Source organism: Brevibacillus laterosporus LMG 15441, assembly GCF_000219535.2.
GTDB lineage: Bacteria > Bacillota > Bacilli > Brevibacillales > Brevibacillaceae > Brevibacillus_B > Brevibacillus_B halotolerans.
Map to the genome: position 1 here is coordinate 191,152 of NZ_CP007806.1, position 16,349 is coordinate 207,500.

Below are 16,349 nucleotides of genomic sequence, written 5' to 3' on the forward strand. Positions count from 1 at the left end.
TTGATAGTGAGGAGGTGCAACCTATGAAATTGCATGAACTTAAACCAGCAGAAGGTTCCCGTCATGAGCGTAAACGTCTAGGACGTGGTATCGGAAGCGGAACTGGTAAAACAGCTGGTAAAGGTCACAAAGGTCAAAATGCTCGTTCTGGTGGTGGCGTACGCCCAGGATTTGAGGGTGGTCAAAACCCACTATTCCGTCGTTTACCTAAACGTGGCTTCCACAACATCAACCGCAAAGAGTTTGCAATCGTATCTCTAGATGCATTGAACCGCTTTGCTGAAGGTACAGTGGTTACACCTGAGTTGCTTAAAGAAACAGGAGTTATCAGTGCTCTTCGTGATGGCGTGAAAGTTTTGGCTAACGGTGAATTAACAGTGAAGCTAACAGTAAAAGCTCACAAATTCTCTGGTGCTGCTGCTGAAAAGATTGCTCAAGTCGGTGGAACCACTGAGGTGATCTAATGTTAGGATCTTTTTCTAACATCTTTAAGATAGGCGACCTGCGTCGAAAGGTGTTTTTCACTCTTTTGATGCTTGTCGTCTTCCGAATTGGAACCCACGTTCCTGTGCCTAACATCAATGTTGATTTACTTCAAGGTAATACCAACAATTTTGTAGGTCTTCTGGATACATTCTCTGGTGGTGCATTGAAAAAATTCTCTATCTTCGCGATGGGAATTATGCCATACATCACTGCTTCGATCATTATGCAGCTTCTTTCCATGGATGTGGTTCCGAAGTTTACGCAATGGTCGAAGGAAGGAGAAGTGGGACGTCGCAAAATTGCGCAGGTAACACGCTACGGTACGATTGTTCTTGGATTTATCCAATCACTTGGTATGACCTATGGTTTTAACCGAATGATGAACGGATTAGTTACTGATACATCTTGGAGCAGCTTTTTGTTAATTGCTTTGACTCTAACAGCAGGAACTGCTTTTTTGCTGTGGTTAGGTGAGCAAATTACCGAAAAGGGCATTGGTAATGGTATTTCCATTATCATCATGGCGGGTATCGTCGCCAATATACCTGGTGGGATTCATACGATCTATGAGATGCAGTTTAACAATCCCAACTCGCAAGTTTTCTTTGGAGTTATTAAAATCTTGCTGATTCTACTTGCAGTTCTATTACTGATTGTAGGGATTATCTACATGCAACAAGGCTTGCGTAAGATTCCTGTTCAGTATGCGAAACGTGTTGTAGGACGCAAGATGTATGGTGGACAGTCTTCTCATATTCCACTAAAAGTCAACTCAGCAGGGGTTATTCCGGTAATCTTCGCTGTGTCGCTAGTAGTGTTCCCGTCAACAATCGCTAGTTTCTGGGTTAAACCAACTGGTGAAGGAATTGCTAACTGGATTTATAACAACTTCCAAGTTAGCGCTCCGCTTGGTATGACGCTCTATGCGGTGTTAATCATTGGCTTTACGTTCTTCTATACATTTGTTCAGATGAATCCTGCTCAAATGGCAGAAAATATGAGAAAGAATGGCGGTTACATTCCTGGAATTCGCCCTGGTACTAACACCGAGGTATATATTACTCGTACATTAACTCGCCTAACGTTCGCCGGTGCTATATTCCTGACTATCATCTCACTATTGCCTTTCGCTTTTAGTAAGATGTTTGGATTACCTAACACGATTTATATCGGTGGTACTTCCATCTTGATTATGATTGGGGTTGTTCTCGACACCATGAAACAAATCGAGAGCCAGCTTATACAGCGTCATTACAAAGGCTTCATTAAATAACGAGTATAATAATCACCTCTGAACCTCCTAATGGGAGAGGATCTGGTGCAGAAAGAATTCTTTAAGGATTTCCTTATAGGGTCTTTCGTAAGTGGACGGGGGATTGACATGAATATAATTTTGATGGGTCTTCCTGGAGCCGGTAAAGGCACACAGGCAGAGCGTATCGTAGAAACCTTTAACATTCCACACATCTCTACCGGAGATATGTTCCGGGCTGCTATTAAGAACCAGACTCCATTAGGCGTGGAAGCAAAGTCCTACATGGATAAAGGTAACTTGGTACCAGATGAGATTACGATCGGCATTGTGCGGGAACGTTTAAGTAAAGATGATTGTGCAAAAGGATTTCTTCTCGATGGTTTTCCGCGCACAGTTCCACAAGCTGAAGCATTAAGCTCCATGCTAAAAGAACTGGGACGTGAACTTGACCACGTGATTAACATCGAGGTTCGCCGCGAGTTGTTAATTGAACGTCTTACTGGTCGCTGGATCTGCCCAACTTGCGCTGCGAGCTACCACACAGTGTTTAACCCACCTCAAGTGGATGGATTCTGTGACAAAGATGGCAGCAAGCTATTCCAACGAGATGATGACAAAGCAGAAGTAGTAACACAACGTTTAGATGTTAATATTTCTCAAGCTAATCTTTTAGTTGATTACTACTCCAAAGAGGGTATCTTGCGTACAATCAATGGGGAACAGGATATCAACAAGGTGTTTGAAAATATTGCCACGTTATTGCGAGGGTAAGCGATAATGATTAATATAAAGTCTAAAGCTGAACTTGAGATAATGAGGGAAGCTGGCCGAATTGTCGCTTTAACTCATCAACAACTGGCAAACTTCATAAAGCCGGGTGTTACTACAAAGGAACTTGATGAGCTGGCCGAAACTTTTATTCGCAGTCATAATGCGATTCCGTCGTTTAAGGGCTACGGTGGGTTTACAGGCAGTATCTGTGCCTCAGTCAATGAGGAACTCGTACATGGAATTCCAGGAAAACGGGCATTGCAAGAAGGAGATATCATCAGCATAGATATTGGTGCTAAGTTCCAAGGTTATCATGGTGACTCAGCCTGGACCTATGCTGTTGGTAACATCTCTGTGGATGATCAGCGTCTGATGCAAGTCACGGAAGAGTCCTTATATAAAGGTTTAGCGAAAGCAATTCCTGATGGACGCCTTTCTGATATCTCTCATGAGATTCAACTACATGCGGAAGCTGCTGGTTATTCAATTGTCCGCGAGTACGTGGGACATGGAATCGGTCAAAGTTTGCATGAAGATCCACAAATTCCTAATTATGGTTCTCCTAACAGAGGGCCAAGATTAAAGCCAGGAATGGTTTTAGCAATCGAGCCGATGGTGAATGCTGGCGAGCGTTATGTCCGCACATTGGAGGACAATTGGACGGTCGTAACAGTGGATGGGAAAAAGTGTGCGCACTATGAACACACCATCGCGATTACGGAAGATGGCTATGAGATCTTGACTAGACCCTAAACGAAGGTGAACTGGAAGATTGTCGTTCAACGTGTTGACGATAAGTTTGTTCAAGTAGCCGAGAAGTTTCTCGAGGCATTATGATGATGCCAAACTCATGGTCTGACTGTATAAACAGTTGAAAGGAGACTAGCCAATGGCCAAAGACGACGTAATTGAAGTAGAAGGTACCGTCATCGAACCATTGCCAAATGCAATGTTCCGTGTTGAGCTGGAAAATGGACATAAAGTATTGGCACATGTATCTGGAAAAATTCGAATGCACTTCATTCGTATTCTTCCTGGAGACAAGGTAACTGTCGAACTATCGCCTTACGATTTAACTCGCGGGCGTATTACGTACCGTTACAAATAATTTTAACCCCTAGAAAAGGGAGGCAAGAACCATGAAAGTAAGACCGTCGGTAAAACCGATTTGCGAAAAGTGCAAAGTTATCCGTCGCAAAGGTAACGTTATGGTTATTTGTGAAAATCCAAAACATAAGCAAAAACAAGGATAAATTTAAGGAGGTGCTTTAGAAGAATGGCACGTATTGCAGGCGTCGACTTGCCTCGTGAAAAACGAGTGGAAATCGCACTTACCTATATCTTCGGTATCGGTCGCTCTACTTCCAAACGCATTCTTGCGGAAGCTGGCGTAGATGCTAATGCTCGTGTTCGTGATTTGACTGAAGATGAAGTTAACAAACTTCGTGAATTCATCGACAAGAACATCAAAGTTGAGGGGGACCTTCGTCGTGAAATCTCTCTTAACATTAAACGCTTGATGGAAATTGGTTGCTTCCGTGGTATCCGCCATCGTCGTGGTTTACCAGTTCGTGGTCAACGTTCTAAAACAAATGCTCGTACACGTAAAGGTCCTCGTCGTACAGTAGCGAACAAGAAGAAGTAAAGGAGGGTAAATTAACATGGCTAAAAGAAAACAAGTTGCGACTCGTACACGTCGTCGCGATCGTAAAAATGTTGAAGTTGGCATAGCACATATCCGTTCTACGTTCAACAACACTATCGTTACGATCACAGACCCTCATGGCAACGCAATCTCTTGGTCCAGTGCTGGTGCCCTCGGCTTCAGAGGTTCCCGTAAGAGCACTCCATTCGCAGCTCAAATGGCTGCTGAAACTGCAGCAAAAACTGCAATGGATCATGGAATGCGTTCTTTGGAAGTACTAGTTAAAGGTCCTGGTGCTGGTCGTGAGGCTGCTATCCGTTCATTGCAAGCTGCTGGTTTGGAAGTTAACATGATTAAAGATGTTACCCCAATCCCACACAACGGCTGCCGTCCACCAAAACGTCGCCGCGTGTAGTCGGGTTTATAAAGCTCAGAACTTGTCCATAATAGAATGGTAGATTCTGCTTTTTTGGCTTGACATGCATGCAAACGGTAAACCGCCGAAAGAAATTCCTGAGTGGGTCCCTAGGCCCACCCTTGAATTTCGACGTTTTGAAGGAGGGTTTGTTAAGAATGATAGAAATAGAAAAACCTAGAATTGAGGTTGTGGAGTTAGACGACGACAACTTGTACGGCAAATTCGTCGTTGAGCCCCTTGAGCGTGGTTACGGTACAACCCTTGGCAATTCACTCAGACGGATTTTACTGTCTTCTTTGCCAGGCGCGGCGGTTACTTCTGTTCAAATTGACGGAGTACTACACGAATTCTCGACTGTCGAGGGAGTAGTGGAGGACGTAACTGAAATCATCCTCAACATCAAGGGTCTTGCGCTTAAGATCCATTCTGATGAAGAAAAAATTCTTGAGATTGATGCTGAAGGCGAAGGCGTTGTGAAAGCAGGAGATATTCGTGCTGATAGTGATGTGGAGATTTTAAACCCTGATCTGCATATCGCAACGTTAGCAAATGGCGGTCGTCTGCATATTCGCATGACAGCAGGGCGCGGTCGTGGGTATGTTCAAGCAGATGGCAATAAATCTGAGGATCAACCAATTGGTGTTATTCCAATTGACTCCATTTACACTCCAATCAAACGTGTTAACTATCAGGTTGAGAATACCCGCGTAGGGCAAATGACTAACTATGATAAATTAACATTGGAAGTTTGGACAAATGGAAGCATCCGCCCTGAGGAAGCTGTTAGCCTTGGAGCCAAAATCATGACGGAGCATCTTAACTTGTTTGTTGGTTTGACTGACGAAGCGAAAGATGCTGAAATCATGGTCGAAAAAGAAGAAGATAAGAAAGAAAAAGTCTTAGAGATGACTATCGAAGAGCTTGATCTTTCTGTTCGTTCTTACAACTGCTTGAAACGCGCTGGTATCAACACGGTTCAAGAGTTAACTCAGAAGTCTGAAGAAGATATGATGAAAGTTCGTAACTTGGGACGTAAATCTTTAGAAGAAGTTCAAGAAAAACTTCAAGAGCTTGGTCTAGGACTACGTAACGACGACTAAGAGCTTTTAGCATAGTTATCTATACAGATGCTACTATCCACTCCTTGTCTTGGGAGAGGGTCAAATCTGGTGTGAAATGCTGATGCATATTAAGTCACAACATACCAGAAAGAAGGAGGTTAGAACATGGCATACCGTAAACTTGGACGTCGTTCTGCGGCTCGTAAAGCTCTGTTCCGCGATTTGGTAACAGATCTTATCATCAATGAGCGCATCGAAACGACTGAAATGAAAGCGAAAGAACTACGTTCTATCGCTGATAAAATGGTCACTCTTGCAAAACGCGGTGATCTTCATGCACGTCGTCAAGTAGCTGCTTTCGTTCGTAACGAAGTTGCTACTGAGGAAGGCAAAACAGCTGTTCAAAAACTTTTCGATGATATCGCACCACGTTTCGCTGAGCGTAATGGTGGATACACTCGTATCCTTAAAGTTGGTCCTCGCCGTGGCGATGCTGCACCAATGGCTTATATCGAATTAGTTGAATAGTAACTGGTTGCTAGAGAAAGGGTGAGGACAGGGTCTGGTTTTGCCGGGTTCTGATTCAACCCTTTTTTCTTTTATCCAGATTTAGTTCCAAAAACATCTTGTAATTTTGCCTGTGACGAGGGATGTGAGGACTTTGAAAGAACAATCTAACATGATTCAGGCTAGTGGGCTTTCTTTTCAATATCACTCGGAGCTAGCAGAAGCATCCCCCGTGGTAAAAGGTATAGACTTTTCTATTCAGGAAGGTTCTTTTGTTTCAATCATTGGACATAACGGCTCTGGCAAATCGACGTTAGCAAAGCTTATGAACGCTTTGTTGGTACCGACTGCAGGGGTACTGACGGTCACAGGATTTTCTACTGACGATGAGGAACGATTATGGGACATCAGACAGCAGGTAGGTATGGTGTTTCAGAATCCAGATAATCAAATCGTTGGTACGATCGTCGAGGATGACGTAGCCTTTGGGCTTGAGAACCTTGGTATTGAAGCAACTGAGATGCGTAAGCGTATTGACGAATCCTTAGAATCGGTTAAGATGACAGCCTACCTGAAAAGCCAGCCTCAACGGCTATCTGGTGGGCAGAAGCAGCGTGTTGCGATTGCTGGAATTCTGGCAATGCGCCCGTCCATTATTATTTTGGATGAAGCCACAGCTATGCTTGACCCACAAGGAAGGAAAGAAGTTATTCAATTGGTTCACCGGTTGAACCGAGAAGAAGGGCTCACAATCGTTAACATTACGCATTTTCCTGAAGAGACATTAGAGTCTGATCGCATTATTGTGATGGATCAGGGGAAGATTTATGCGGATGGTACTCCTGTTGAAGTGTATGCTGACGTAGAGGGTCTGAAGGCTATTGGTCTGGATGTTCCCTTTGCAGGAAGGCTTCGTCACACTTTAAGGCAACAAGGTATAAAACTTCAGACTGTACTGGATCAAGAGGAGTTGGTTGACGAATTATGCAAATATCTTTTGAAAATGTGACCTATTTGTATGGAAAAGGGACTCCGTTTGAAAAAGAGGCACTTTCGCACATCTCCTTTACTATCCCATCGGGTTCGTTTGTAGGTATTATTGGCCAAACCGGCTCCGGAAAATCAACTTTGATACAGCATCTGAACGGTTTAATTAAGCCGACAGAGGGTACTGTGCGGGTCGGCGAGATGGTTGTTACTCCGACAACGAAAAAAACGCGTAATTTGCGCCGTCAGGTGGGGCTCGTGTTCCAATATCCGGAACATCAACTTTTTGAAGAAACTGTACTTAAAGATGTGATGTACGGTCCACTAAATTATGAATTACCCGAACAAATGGCTTATCAAAGGGCAAAAGAATCGCTTGAAATTGTGGGACTTTCTTTCGATGAGGTTAAAGATCGCTCTCCTTTCCATTTAAGTGGGGGACAGATGCGCCGGGTTGCAATTGCAGGGGTATTGGCCATGCAACCAAAAGTACTTGTTCTAGATGAACCGACCGCAGGACTAGATCCTGCTGGAAGGAAAGCCATCTTAGAAGGAATTTATCAGATTCATCGAGAACAAAAGCTCACTACTTTACTGGTTACCCACAGTATGGAGGAAGCTGCTCGGTATGCTGATTATCTTCTGGTATTGGCTAAAGGAAGAATCGCGATGGAGGGTACACCTACAGACATTTTTAAAGAGCAAGCTGCTTTGCAAGAATTAGCTTTAGATGTACCTGAAACAGTCTCTTTTCTTCATCGATTAAATGAAAAGCTTCCACACAATAAGCGATTGCCGCTCTCTTTATACAAAGAAGAGGATTTATCCTCCTATCTGCTTGATCTACTCAAGCAAGGTAAGGGGGATGTTCAATGAGCATGCTACAAAATTTTGCTATCGGCCAATATATACCCGGAGATTCCTTTGTACACCGCCTAGATCCGAGAAGTAAATTTCTATTTATTATTGTATTTGCTATGGTTGTTTTTATGGCGAACAAGGCGGAAATCTACGGATTCTTAGTAGCTATTCTCTTGCTATGCTTGTTTATGTCGAAACTATCGCTTTCCTATATTCTTCGTGGCTTAAAACCAGTCTGGTTCCTGCTATTGCTAACCGTCATTTTGCAACTCTTGCTTACGAAAGGTGGGCAGGTGTATGTAAGATGGGGGTGGTTCAGCATAGAAGAGGAGGGTGTGCGTCAGGCCTTGTTTGTGTCGATGCGATTAGGACTATTGGTTGTAATCAGTTCATTGCTGACTTTAACCACTTCACCTATTGATCTGACGGATGGGGTAGAACGAATGTTTGGCCCTTTAAAAAAATGGGGTCTTCCTGTTCATGAAATGGCGCTCATGCTTTCCATTGCGATTCGGTTTATCCCGACGCTATTGGAAGAGACAGACAAGATTATGAAAGCACAGATGGCTAGAGGTGCTAATTTTGATAGTGGAACACTGTTGAGCCGGGCGAAAGCCATGGTTGCTATTGTGATTCCGCTGTTTATTAGTGCATTTCGCCGAGCTGAGGATTTAGCATTAGCAATGGAGGCAAGAGGATATCGTGGGGATATTGGACGTACAAAATTACGTCAATTGCAATTTAGTTATCGAGACGGCATCCTGTTGTTATTTATGCTGGTTCTTGTGGTAGTTGTAGGATGGTGGAGAACATGAAACGATTAAAAGGTATTGTTGCCTATGATGGAACTGATTATAGTGGATTTCAAGTTCAGCCTGAACAAGTAACCATTCAAGGGGAGATTGAGGCAGCCATTATGCGCATTACTGGCGAGACGATTCAAATTCACGGGTCTGGTCGTACAGATGCAGGTGTTCATGCCAAGGGTCAAACCTTTCACTTTGATACCAAATCAACCATTCCCATAGAAAAATGGTGTTGGATTCTTAATAATCAGCTACCTAACTCAATTGTCATTCAAACAATAGAGGAGGTAGAGCCATCCTTTCATGCTCGATTTGACGTTAGAGAGAAGGAATACCGATATTGTATCAACAATACTCAGGTGCCAGACATCTTTCGCCACCGCTATGCTTGGCATGTTCGCTATCCGCTAGATGTGGAAGCGATGAGACAAGCTGCCACCCATTTGATAGGAACGCATGACTTTACTTCTTTTTGCTCTGCAAGGACGCATGTGGAGAATAAGGTGCGTACCATTTATGACGTGAAAATTGAACAAGAAGGAACACTTCTTTGGATTATTTGTCGCGGCAACGGGTTTTTATATAACATGGTAAGAATCATTGCGGGAACCTTGCTCAATGTTGGAGAAGGAAAGCTAAGTCCAGATCATATTCCTCGTATTCTTGCAGGGTGCGATCGGGAATTGGCAGGACAGACAGCACCTCCCCATGGTCTTACAATGTGGGAAGTATTTTACAAGGAATAGCCCATTCGTTTTCCTTGACTCTCACATGATCTATATAGTATGATAACTAATGGTATTTTCATACCCGCTAGCCCCACTCTAGCCCCGGGATTGAAAATTGAGTTAGTACGAATTAGGATACACAAGGTAAAGTTGTTCACCGTTGCAGCTTTGGCCTTTAACATTGAACGGCAAGATATCTAGGAGGGACAAACATGCGTACCACATATATGGCGAAAACGCAAGAAGTTGAGCGTAAATGGTACATCGTTGACGCTGAAGGCCAAACTCTTGGTCGTCTTGCGAGCGAAGTAGCATCTATCCTACGCGGTAAACTAAAGCCTGAATTTACACCACACGTTGACACTGGTGATTTCGTAATCGTTCTTAATGCTGACAAAATCAAGCTTACTGGTAAAAAACTTACTGATAAAATGTACTATAGACACTCCATGCACCCAGGTGGTTTGAAAGCAACTCCTGCTGGTGAAATGTTGAACAAACGCCCAGATCGTTTGTTCGAATTGGCTGTTAAAGGTATGCTTCCTAAAAACAGCTTGGGACGTCAAATGTTCTCAAAACTTAAAGTATATGCAGGTACTGAGCATCCACATGCTGCTCAAAAACCAGAAGCATGGCAAATTCGCGGCTAATAAAAGGGAGGAAATGACTCGTGGCACAAGTTCAATACTACGGTACAGGTCGTCGTAAACACTCCGTAGCACGCGTTCGCTTGGTACCAGGCGAAGGTCGCATTCTGATCAACAAGCGTGATATGGATAATTATTTTGGTTTGGAAACTTTAAAGCTGATCGTAAAACAACCACTAGTTCTTACTGAAACTCTAGGTCACTATGATGTTTTAGTAAACGTTGGTGGTGGAGGTACAACTGGTCAAGCAGGAGCTATCCGTCATGGTGTTGCTCGTGCATTGCTAAAAGCAGATCCAGAACTTCGCGGTGCTCTTAAACGCGCTGGATTCTTGACTCGTGACCCTCGTATGAAAGAACGTAAAAAATACGGTCTTAAAGCGGCTCGTCGCGCGCCTCAGTTCTCTAAACGTTAATTTTACTGTTATCATAAGGATCCAAGCCTCAAATCATTTATTGATTTGGGGCTTGTTTTCTTTTGATCAAGTAGTGTCATGTCTGGACCATAATTTGACCATACTCATGTTATTCCTCGAAGAAATTCTTTGTTCATTAGCTACTTGGTGCTGTCATTCTCTTGTTAAGCTGCTCAAGCACAAGTGGCCACGCTTGTTCATGTTGGTCTCTGGACTCTTGATCTGGAAATCCGGCATGGGTAAGACGGAGCAGTGTAGCATTGCTATGTGACTCAAGCTCAACCGTGACAACTGTTTCAGCTCCCTTTGTCCCTTTACCCCCAGTGACCCAGGTTAATTCAACCAGACAGTCCTGCTCAAGTCTGAGAAATCTTCCATAATGAGGATGACGTTCCTCTTCAAATTGCGTCTCAAAAAAGAAGGGAGTGTTGACCTCCCCTTTCATCCATACAGTTCCAGGAGCTGCAAACCAACGATCAAAGTGCTTCGTCCACGCATGAAATAAAACATCTGGTGATAAATCCATTAGACGCTCCACCTTCAGACTATACGGTCGTGTTGAAAGATCAGGTATGGCAATAGGCTTTGGCATTCGTAAGCATTCCTTCCAGTAAGTTAAGGTGCACATTTTATAAAAGGTTGATCTCTTTATCATCTCCATATCACGCCATGCTATGAACAGCCCCCACATTAGAGCCGTTACAGGTTGACATCAATCCGCATACTTTCCCGTCTGACTTTTATAGACAACCCCGTCATAATTGTCCATGTTAATCCATATGATGAAGAAGAGAATTGGACAAAGGGGCGGTCGAAGTGACTAAAAAAGTAGTAGGGTGGGTACTCGCCTGCTTTCTGCTGGTCATTATATTTACGTACAAGTTACCCGCACATTCTTCTTGGTCCACCTGGACATTGCCTTTGGCAGGGACAGTAATAGCAATTGATGCGGGTCATGGTGGCGTGGATGGTGGTGCAGTAAGTAAGGATGGAAAAGTGGTTGAAAAAGATGTGGCATTGCCTATCAGTCTATATTTACGTGATTTTTTGCAGGAGTCAGGAGCTTATGTAATCATGACGCGTGAAGATGATAGGGATTTGTCATCAGAGGGTGCTAGTAAGTTAAGAAAACGAAAGTCGGAGGATATTCGCAATCGAGTGAAATTTATTAACGACAATGCTCCTGATTTTTTAGTTAGCATTCACTTAAACAGCATTCCGCAGGAGAAGTGGAGAGGCGCCCAAACCTTTTACTTCCCTGGTTTTCAAGAAAGTAAGAAAATGGCCTTTCTCATTCAGGATGAAATTAAACGTGTATTAGAAAATACCGATAGAAGCCCCAAGCAGACGGATGATATTTTTTTAATTCGGGAAGTAAAGACACCATCAGTGCTTGTGGAAGTGGGTTTTTTATCCAATGTTGAAGAAGCAAGAAAATTGGAATCAGCAGATTATCAAAAAGCAATGGCAAACGCGATTTATCAGGGAATCTTGCGTCATTATGCGGGAGAAAAGAGCACAGCTACAAGCGCACCATAGTTTGGGTGTGCTTGTTTAGTCTGTAACTATGCTATAATGAGGGCAAAAATTAGGAAACAGCAAGGGAACACCATGTGATTTACTAAACTAGGCAACGGGTATATGCGTACCCCTAAGCCTGTTTCCCAACTAGAAAATCGAGGTGGATTCAACATGCTAACGAAAGAGAAAATTCTCGAAGCATTGCGTGACGTTAAAGATCCTGAGATAAATCGAAGTTTAGTAGAGCTTAATATGATTCGCAATATAGCGATTGAAGAACGGCATGTTTCTCTGGAAGTAGTGCTTACCATATCTGGCTGTCCATTAAAGGTAAAAATTCAAGATGACGTGGTGCAAGCGATTCGTGCATTGGGCGCGGAGCAGGTCGATGTTCGCTTTGGAGCCATGACAGAAGAGGAAAGGGCTGCACTCAGCCAACAATTGCGTGGAGGGCAGGCTACAGCTTCTCAGGGCCAAGGACAGGGGCCGGGTCAGACAAATGTTTTGCATCCTATCCTTGCTGAAAATTCAAAGACAACATTTATTGCGATTACCTCTGGCAAAGGTGGAGTTGGTAAATCTACAGTTACAGTTAACTTAGCGGTCGCACTAGCACGTTTAGGTAAAAAAGTAGGAATTATTGATGCAGACATCTATGGATTTAGTGTTCCAGATATGATGAACATTGAGCAACGCCCTACGGTTATTGGACAGACTATTTTGCCAGTAGAGAAGTTTGGTGTAAAAGTAATGTCGATGGGATTCTTTGTTGAAGATAACTCCCCTATCATTTGGCGCGGTCCTATGCTGGGCAAGATGCTTCGGAATTTCTTCAGTGAGGTACACTGGGGGGAAGACCTTGACTATCTCTTGCTTGATTTACCCCCAGGAACAGGTGACGTAGCACTTGATATTCATACCATGATCCCGCAGAGCAAAGAAATTATTGTGACCACGCCTCATCCTACAGCAGCATTTGTAGCAGCAAGAGCGGGAGCTATGGCAATGAAAACAGGTCATAAAATTTTGGGGGTCGTGGAGAATATGGCCTGGTATGAAGCTAAGGATGGTTCCAAAGAGTATGTCTTTGGACGGGGAGGCGGTTCTAAGCTAGCAGAAACCCTATCCTGTCCTCTGATCGCTCAAATCCCGCTTGGCCAACCAGAGAATCATCCGCAGGAGCCTGAATACTCTCCATCCATTTATAAAACCGAAAACGCTATTGGACAAATTTATATGCAGCTTGCTCAAGATGTCGATCGACTATGTAAATAACCAACAGCATCAAAGATTTAACAGAAGTATGCCCCGATAAAAAAAAGAAAAAGGTGAGAATAAGCTCACCTCTTTCTTTTTTTATCCACCCGATGATTTCTTTTTCTTCTCTTTCTTCTTGCCTTTTTTTCCTTCGTTTAAATTCTGAGGGTTCATCATATCCTCTTGGGCCTTCGTCATGATTTTAAGCATCTCTGCTTGAAACATGGGGCTTTCTAAGCTATCCTTCATGATTTGCATCGTTTGTTTACGATAGGCGGAGGTTTTCATCAAATCAAGTAAGCTTTTTTCATAATCGGGATCCTTGAGAATACTAAGCATCATTTGCTGATACTCAGGGTCTTTCATAAGCTCTTTTAACAGCTTTTTATTCTCATCCTTCATGGATTTAGCTAAGGTACTGGTGAACTTGGGATCTTTAAATGCTTGCTTGATGTGTGGATTGTCCGGTTTTGCTATACTTTGGATAAGCGTAGTACGCACAGTCTCGGGATTCATGATGAGATTTTTTTGGAAGCTTTCGTCTTTCATCATGGACTCCATGGTTTTTTTTGCTTCGTCCGTTTGCAAAATATCAAGAACCATCGTCTTGGTGGATTTGTAATCAGGCTGGGAATGGCTTTGTGACGTTGTTCCACAGCTTGATAAGAGAAGACCACATGTAATCACAGGGATCAGGGCAACAAAGACATGCTTGTTTAACATTAGCAGGGAACACCCTCCTTTTACAGTCCTCAGCTATTTATAAAATGTGCAGTTTTTTGTTTTCTTACGCTAGAATTTTCTTGCATGCATGGTAAAATCATTAGGAGCCAATGAAGGAGGGACCAGCCTTGAGTTTGCGTAATTATGGATGGTTATTCGGTACAACACTGTTATTGGGTGGTATCGGCGGAATGCTTATGGGGTTAGTTACCCAGGAAAATTTATACCATGGTTCTATTGCTAATTTTTTTATGGGACTATTGATGAATTTGTTGTTAGGTTTAACGACTAGCATTGTAGCTCAAATGGGTTTCTTTGCGTATATGATGTTTAATTACCTTGTATTAAATTCAATGAAGAGCAAGGCTTTGCGAAAGAATATCCAAATTTTCTTTATATTATTTGCTTTTTTTGACATGGTTTATTTACGGTATATTGCTTTTGGACAAGGGGGCTCGGTGCTTCCATACTTTGTTGAACCTGTCTTGCTGCTGTCAATAGCGTTAATAACGGCATATGCGAAAGTAAAGATGACGAATCCAACGGCATGGGTACCTACAGTATTCTTTATTTTTGTGGTGACGGCTATTGAGTGGCTGCCTGCTTTAAAGCAAGATGATTTTAAAGCTATTGCTGTAATGGTGGTACCTTTGCTGTTCTGTAATGTTTGGCAAATTTTACAACTACATCGCTTAACTATGCGAACGGAGCAAACGAAGAAATCAAAAACAAAAACGTCGAAATCTTTTTAATCTAGGCAAGGTTTACATATCTTACTTATGACAAACAAAAGGCTACTCCATCTGTGCGGGAGTAGCTTTTTGCTTAGGACATAGGCTTTGTTTTTTACGAATTACTTAATTTCCTCGCTTTTGATTTTTGATCCTGAAATTAATTCAGATACGGTCACGAATTCATATCCTTGAGACCGTAATTTGTCGATAATAACCGGTAGGGCAAGATGAGTTTGTTTGCAGGAATCGCTTGCATGCATCAGAATAATATCACCGGGATGGGCCTTTGAGACAACCCTTTGGATGATTCGATCCGTGCCGGGATTCATCCAGTCAAGAGAATCGGTATCCCATTGAATAACCATATAGCCCATGTCATTTGCTACGCGAAGCACCCGTTTATCAAAATCACCATTTGGCATACGGATTAAATTAGGCTTTTTCCCTGTTAGCTCAGTGAGAATGGTATCAGCTTTGCCGATCTGGGTCCGCATTTGTTCTTCAGAATAACGGCTATAATTATCATGCCGGTGACCATGCGAGCCAATTTCGTAACCGCCGTCAACAATTTTCTTTACCATTTCAGGGTGCTTTTGACTCCATGGAGAAGAGAGGAAAAAGGTAACCTTGTCGAGCTTCTTCTCTTTTAAAATATCGAGAATGGGCTGTGTCCGCGTTTCTCCCCAGCTAATGTCAAATGTCAGAGCAACCTTTTTTTCCTTTGTATCCACCTTATAAATGGCTTGTGGGCCTTTGTTTTTATCAACGGAGGTGGAGAAAACATGCAAGCTGTCACGTTCGGCATAAGCGATGCCTGCCCCAAGAATTAAGGCCATACAAATAATAAAAAACTGTTTTAACTTCTTAGAACTGATTACGAACATATACTTCATAATGATAAGCTACCTCCTTTTAGCAGTTTGTCCCCCTACATTTTATGCAATTTGGAAAAGGTTATTCTTTCGCATCTATGTGTATAAAAAGGTAAAATGAATGAAATGGATAGTTAAGTAAGATTGGAGTGGGTATAGTGAGGGGTTTTATTAGTGACATTTGGAGAGGAACACGCAAATATTTTGGAATTGCTCTCTTTATTCTGCTTGCAGGTGTAATTGTTGGAATGCTTAATTCGGCTAGTTTAAGTACGATTTTGGAAAAAATGATTGAACAGGTCAGAGAAGTTTCTCAAGGGCTCCAGTTGGAAAATAATATTTTTGCAACCATAAGAGTTATTTTTATGAATAACCTAATGGCGGCGATCATGATGCTGGGGATGGGGACGTTTTTTGCCGTTTTCCCTATTTGGGGTTTATTTATGAACGGTGCTGTACTTGGATATATATTAACAGTGCCCAATCCAAAAGGGCTCAGCACATGGGAAATGCTTGTATATGGCATTCTTCCACACGGTGTTATTGAGATTGTTGCTATCCTTTTTGCAGCAGGGTTGGGGATTCGTTTTGGTGTATTATCATTTCGTTCAATTGGGGCGCTTTTTGCACCACCAAAAAGGGATCGAGTAAAAC

Annotated in this window: 23 protein-coding genes (1 of these 23 running past the window's edge); 20 read left to right on the forward strand and 3 right to left on the reverse strand. The window is 42.7% G+C overall.

Annotated elements, in window-relative coordinates; genetic code table 11:
* Nucleotides 1-23 precede the first annotated feature (23 nt).
* The 16 genes from rplO (at nt 24) to rpsI (ending at nt 10,588) form a co-directional block, all read left to right on the forward strand.
* Nucleotides 24-464 (forward strand): 50S ribosomal protein L15, encoded by a 441-nt coding sequence (gene rplO, locus BRLA_RS01000; RefSeq protein WP_003333776.1) that lies wholly within the window; start codon nt 24-26, stop codon nt 462-464.
* Nucleotides 464-1,759, forward strand: coding sequence for a preprotein translocase subunit SecY (gene secY / locus BRLA_RS01005; RefSeq protein ID WP_003333775.1), 1,296 nt, complete (start codon nt 464-466; stop codon nt 1,757-1,759). The genes rplO and secY overlap by 1 nt, the downstream gene beginning before the upstream one ends.
* A gap of 108 nt (nt 1,760-1,867) precedes the next feature.
* Nucleotides 1,868-2,512, forward strand: coding sequence for an adenylate kinase (locus BRLA_RS01010; protein ID WP_041752452.1), 645 nt, complete (start codon nt 1,868-1,870; stop codon nt 2,510-2,512).
* Between the two features lie 6 nt (nt 2,513-2,518).
* Complete coding sequence (map, locus tag BRLA_RS01015; protein ID WP_003333773.1) at nt 2,519-3,265, forward strand: type I methionyl aminopeptidase; 747 nt, start codon at nt 2,519-2,521, stop codon at nt 3,263-3,265.
* A 136-nt stretch (nt 3,266-3,401) separates the two neighbouring features.
* A complete protein-coding gene (gene infA / locus BRLA_RS01020; RefSeq protein ID WP_003333772.1) occupies nt 3,402-3,620 on the forward strand; it encodes a translation initiation factor IF-1 in 219 nt (72 codons plus the stop codon).
* 31 nt (nt 3,621-3,651) lie between these two features.
* The gene (gene rpmJ / locus BRLA_RS01025) at nt 3,652-3,765 is read left to right on the forward strand and encodes a 50S ribosomal protein L36 (protein WP_003333770.1); all 114 of its coding nucleotides are present in this window, start codon (nt 3,652-3,654) and stop codon (nt 3,763-3,765) included.
* A 23-nt stretch (nt 3,766-3,788) separates the two neighbouring features.
* The gene (rpsM, locus tag BRLA_RS01030; protein ID WP_003333764.1) at nt 3,789-4,157 is read left to right on the forward strand and encodes a 30S ribosomal protein S13; all 369 of its coding nucleotides are present in this window, start codon (nt 3,789-3,791) and stop codon (nt 4,155-4,157) included.
* A gap of 16 nt (nt 4,158-4,173) precedes the next feature.
* Entirely contained in the window at nt 4,174-4,572 is a 399-nt protein-coding gene (gene rpsK / locus BRLA_RS01035; protein ID WP_003333762.1) for a 30S ribosomal protein S11, read from the forward strand.
* Nucleotides 4,573-4,730: 158 nt separating this feature from the next.
* Entirely contained in the window at nt 4,731-5,675 is a 945-nt protein-coding gene (locus BRLA_RS01040; RefSeq protein WP_003333761.1) for a DNA-directed RNA polymerase subunit alpha, read from the forward strand.
* 126 nt (nt 5,676-5,801) lie between these two features.
* Nucleotides 5,802-6,164, forward strand: coding sequence for a 50S ribosomal protein L17 (gene rplQ, locus BRLA_RS01045; protein ID WP_003333760.1), 363 nt, complete (start codon nt 5,802-5,804; stop codon nt 6,162-6,164).
* A gap of 151 nt (nt 6,165-6,315) precedes the next feature.
* The gene (locus BRLA_RS01050) at nt 6,316-7,152 is read left to right on the forward strand and encodes an energy-coupling factor transporter ATPase (protein ID WP_031309258.1); all 837 of its coding nucleotides are present in this window, start codon (nt 6,316-6,318) and stop codon (nt 7,150-7,152) included.
* Entirely contained in the window at nt 7,128-8,006 is an 879-nt protein-coding gene (locus BRLA_RS01055) for an energy-coupling factor transporter ATPase (RefSeq protein ID WP_003333758.1), read from the forward strand. The genes BRLA_RS01050 and BRLA_RS01055 overlap by 25 nt, the downstream gene beginning before the upstream one ends.
* On the forward strand, nt 8,003-8,806 hold the full coding sequence (locus BRLA_RS01060; protein ID WP_003333757.1) for an energy-coupling factor transporter transmembrane component T family protein: 804 nt from the start codon (nt 8,003-8,005) through the stop codon (nt 8,804-8,806). Before BRLA_RS01055 ends, BRLA_RS01060 begins: the two co-directional genes overlap by 4 nt.
* Nucleotides 8,803-9,543: a tRNA pseudouridine(38-40) synthase TruA gene (gene truA, locus BRLA_RS01065; RefSeq protein WP_003333756.1), complete on the forward strand. Its 741-nt coding sequence runs from the start codon at nt 8,803-8,805 to the stop codon at nt 9,541-9,543. Before BRLA_RS01060 ends, truA begins: the two co-directional genes overlap by 4 nt.
* Before the next feature lie 194 nt (nt 9,544-9,737).
* Nucleotides 9,738-10,175 carry a 50S ribosomal protein L13 gene (gene rplM / locus BRLA_RS01070; protein WP_003333755.1) on the forward strand — a complete coding sequence of 146 codons (438 nt, stop codon included), beginning with the start codon at nt 9,738-9,740 and terminating at the stop codon, nt 10,173-10,175.
* Nucleotides 10,176-10,195: 20 nt separating this feature from the next.
* Nucleotides 10,196-10,588 carry a 30S ribosomal protein S9 gene (rpsI, locus tag BRLA_RS01075; protein ID WP_003333754.1) on the forward strand — a complete coding sequence of 131 codons (393 nt, stop codon included), beginning with the start codon at nt 10,196-10,198 and terminating at the stop codon, nt 10,586-10,588.
* Between the two features lie 136 nt (nt 10,589-10,724).
* On the opposite strand, the gene BRLA_RS01080 is transcribed toward rpsI, so the two are convergent.
* The gene (locus tag BRLA_RS01080; RefSeq protein ID WP_003333753.1) at nt 10,725-11,180 is read right to left on the reverse strand and encodes an SRPBCC family protein; all 456 of its coding nucleotides are present in this window, start codon (nt 11,178-11,180) and stop codon (nt 10,725-10,727) included.
* Between the two features lie 224 nt (nt 11,181-11,404).
* Here BRLA_RS01080 and cwlD point away from each other — a divergent pair, with 224 nt between their 5' ends.
* Both cwlD and BRLA_RS01090 read left to right on the forward strand, forming a co-directional pair.
* Nucleotides 11,405-12,127, forward strand: coding sequence for an N-acetylmuramoyl-L-alanine amidase CwlD (cwlD, locus tag BRLA_RS01085; protein ID WP_003333752.1), 723 nt, complete (start codon nt 11,405-11,407; stop codon nt 12,125-12,127).
* A 153-nt stretch (nt 12,128-12,280) separates the two neighbouring features.
* Entirely contained in the window at nt 12,281-13,384 is a 1,104-nt protein-coding gene (locus tag BRLA_RS01090; protein WP_003333751.1) for a P-loop NTPase, read from the forward strand.
* Between the two features lie 81 nt (nt 13,385-13,465).
* Here BRLA_RS01090 and gerD read toward each other — a convergent pair whose 3' ends face one another.
* Nucleotides 13,466-14,089 carry a spore germination lipoprotein GerD gene (gene gerD, locus BRLA_RS01095; protein ID WP_003333750.1) on the reverse strand — a complete coding sequence of 208 codons (624 nt, stop codon included), beginning with the start codon at nt 14,087-14,089 and terminating at the stop codon, nt 13,466-13,468.
* A gap of 128 nt (nt 14,090-14,217) precedes the next feature.
* Between gerD and BRLA_RS01100 the strand changes: the two genes are divergently transcribed.
* A complete protein-coding gene (locus BRLA_RS01100) occupies nt 14,218-14,841 on the forward strand; it encodes a KinB-signaling pathway activation protein (protein WP_041751883.1) in 624 nt (207 codons plus the stop codon).
* 101 nt (nt 14,842-14,942) lie between these two features.
* Here BRLA_RS01100 and pdaB read toward each other — a convergent pair whose 3' ends face one another.
* The gene (gene pdaB / locus BRLA_RS01105) at nt 14,943-15,716 is read right to left on the reverse strand and encodes a polysaccharide deacetylase family sporulation protein PdaB (protein WP_003333747.1); all 774 of its coding nucleotides are present in this window, start codon (nt 15,714-15,716) and stop codon (nt 14,943-14,945) included.
* 137 nt (nt 15,717-15,853) lie between these two features.
* On the opposite strand from pdaB, the gene BRLA_RS01110 reads away from it, so the two are divergent.
* Nucleotides 15,854-16,349, forward strand: partial view of a stage II sporulation protein M gene (locus tag BRLA_RS01110; RefSeq protein ID WP_003333746.1) — the 5' portion only. 125 nt of this gene lie beyond the right edge of the window; only the first 496 of its 621 coding nucleotides appear in the window; its start codon is at nt 15,854-15,856; the stop codon falls past the right edge of the window.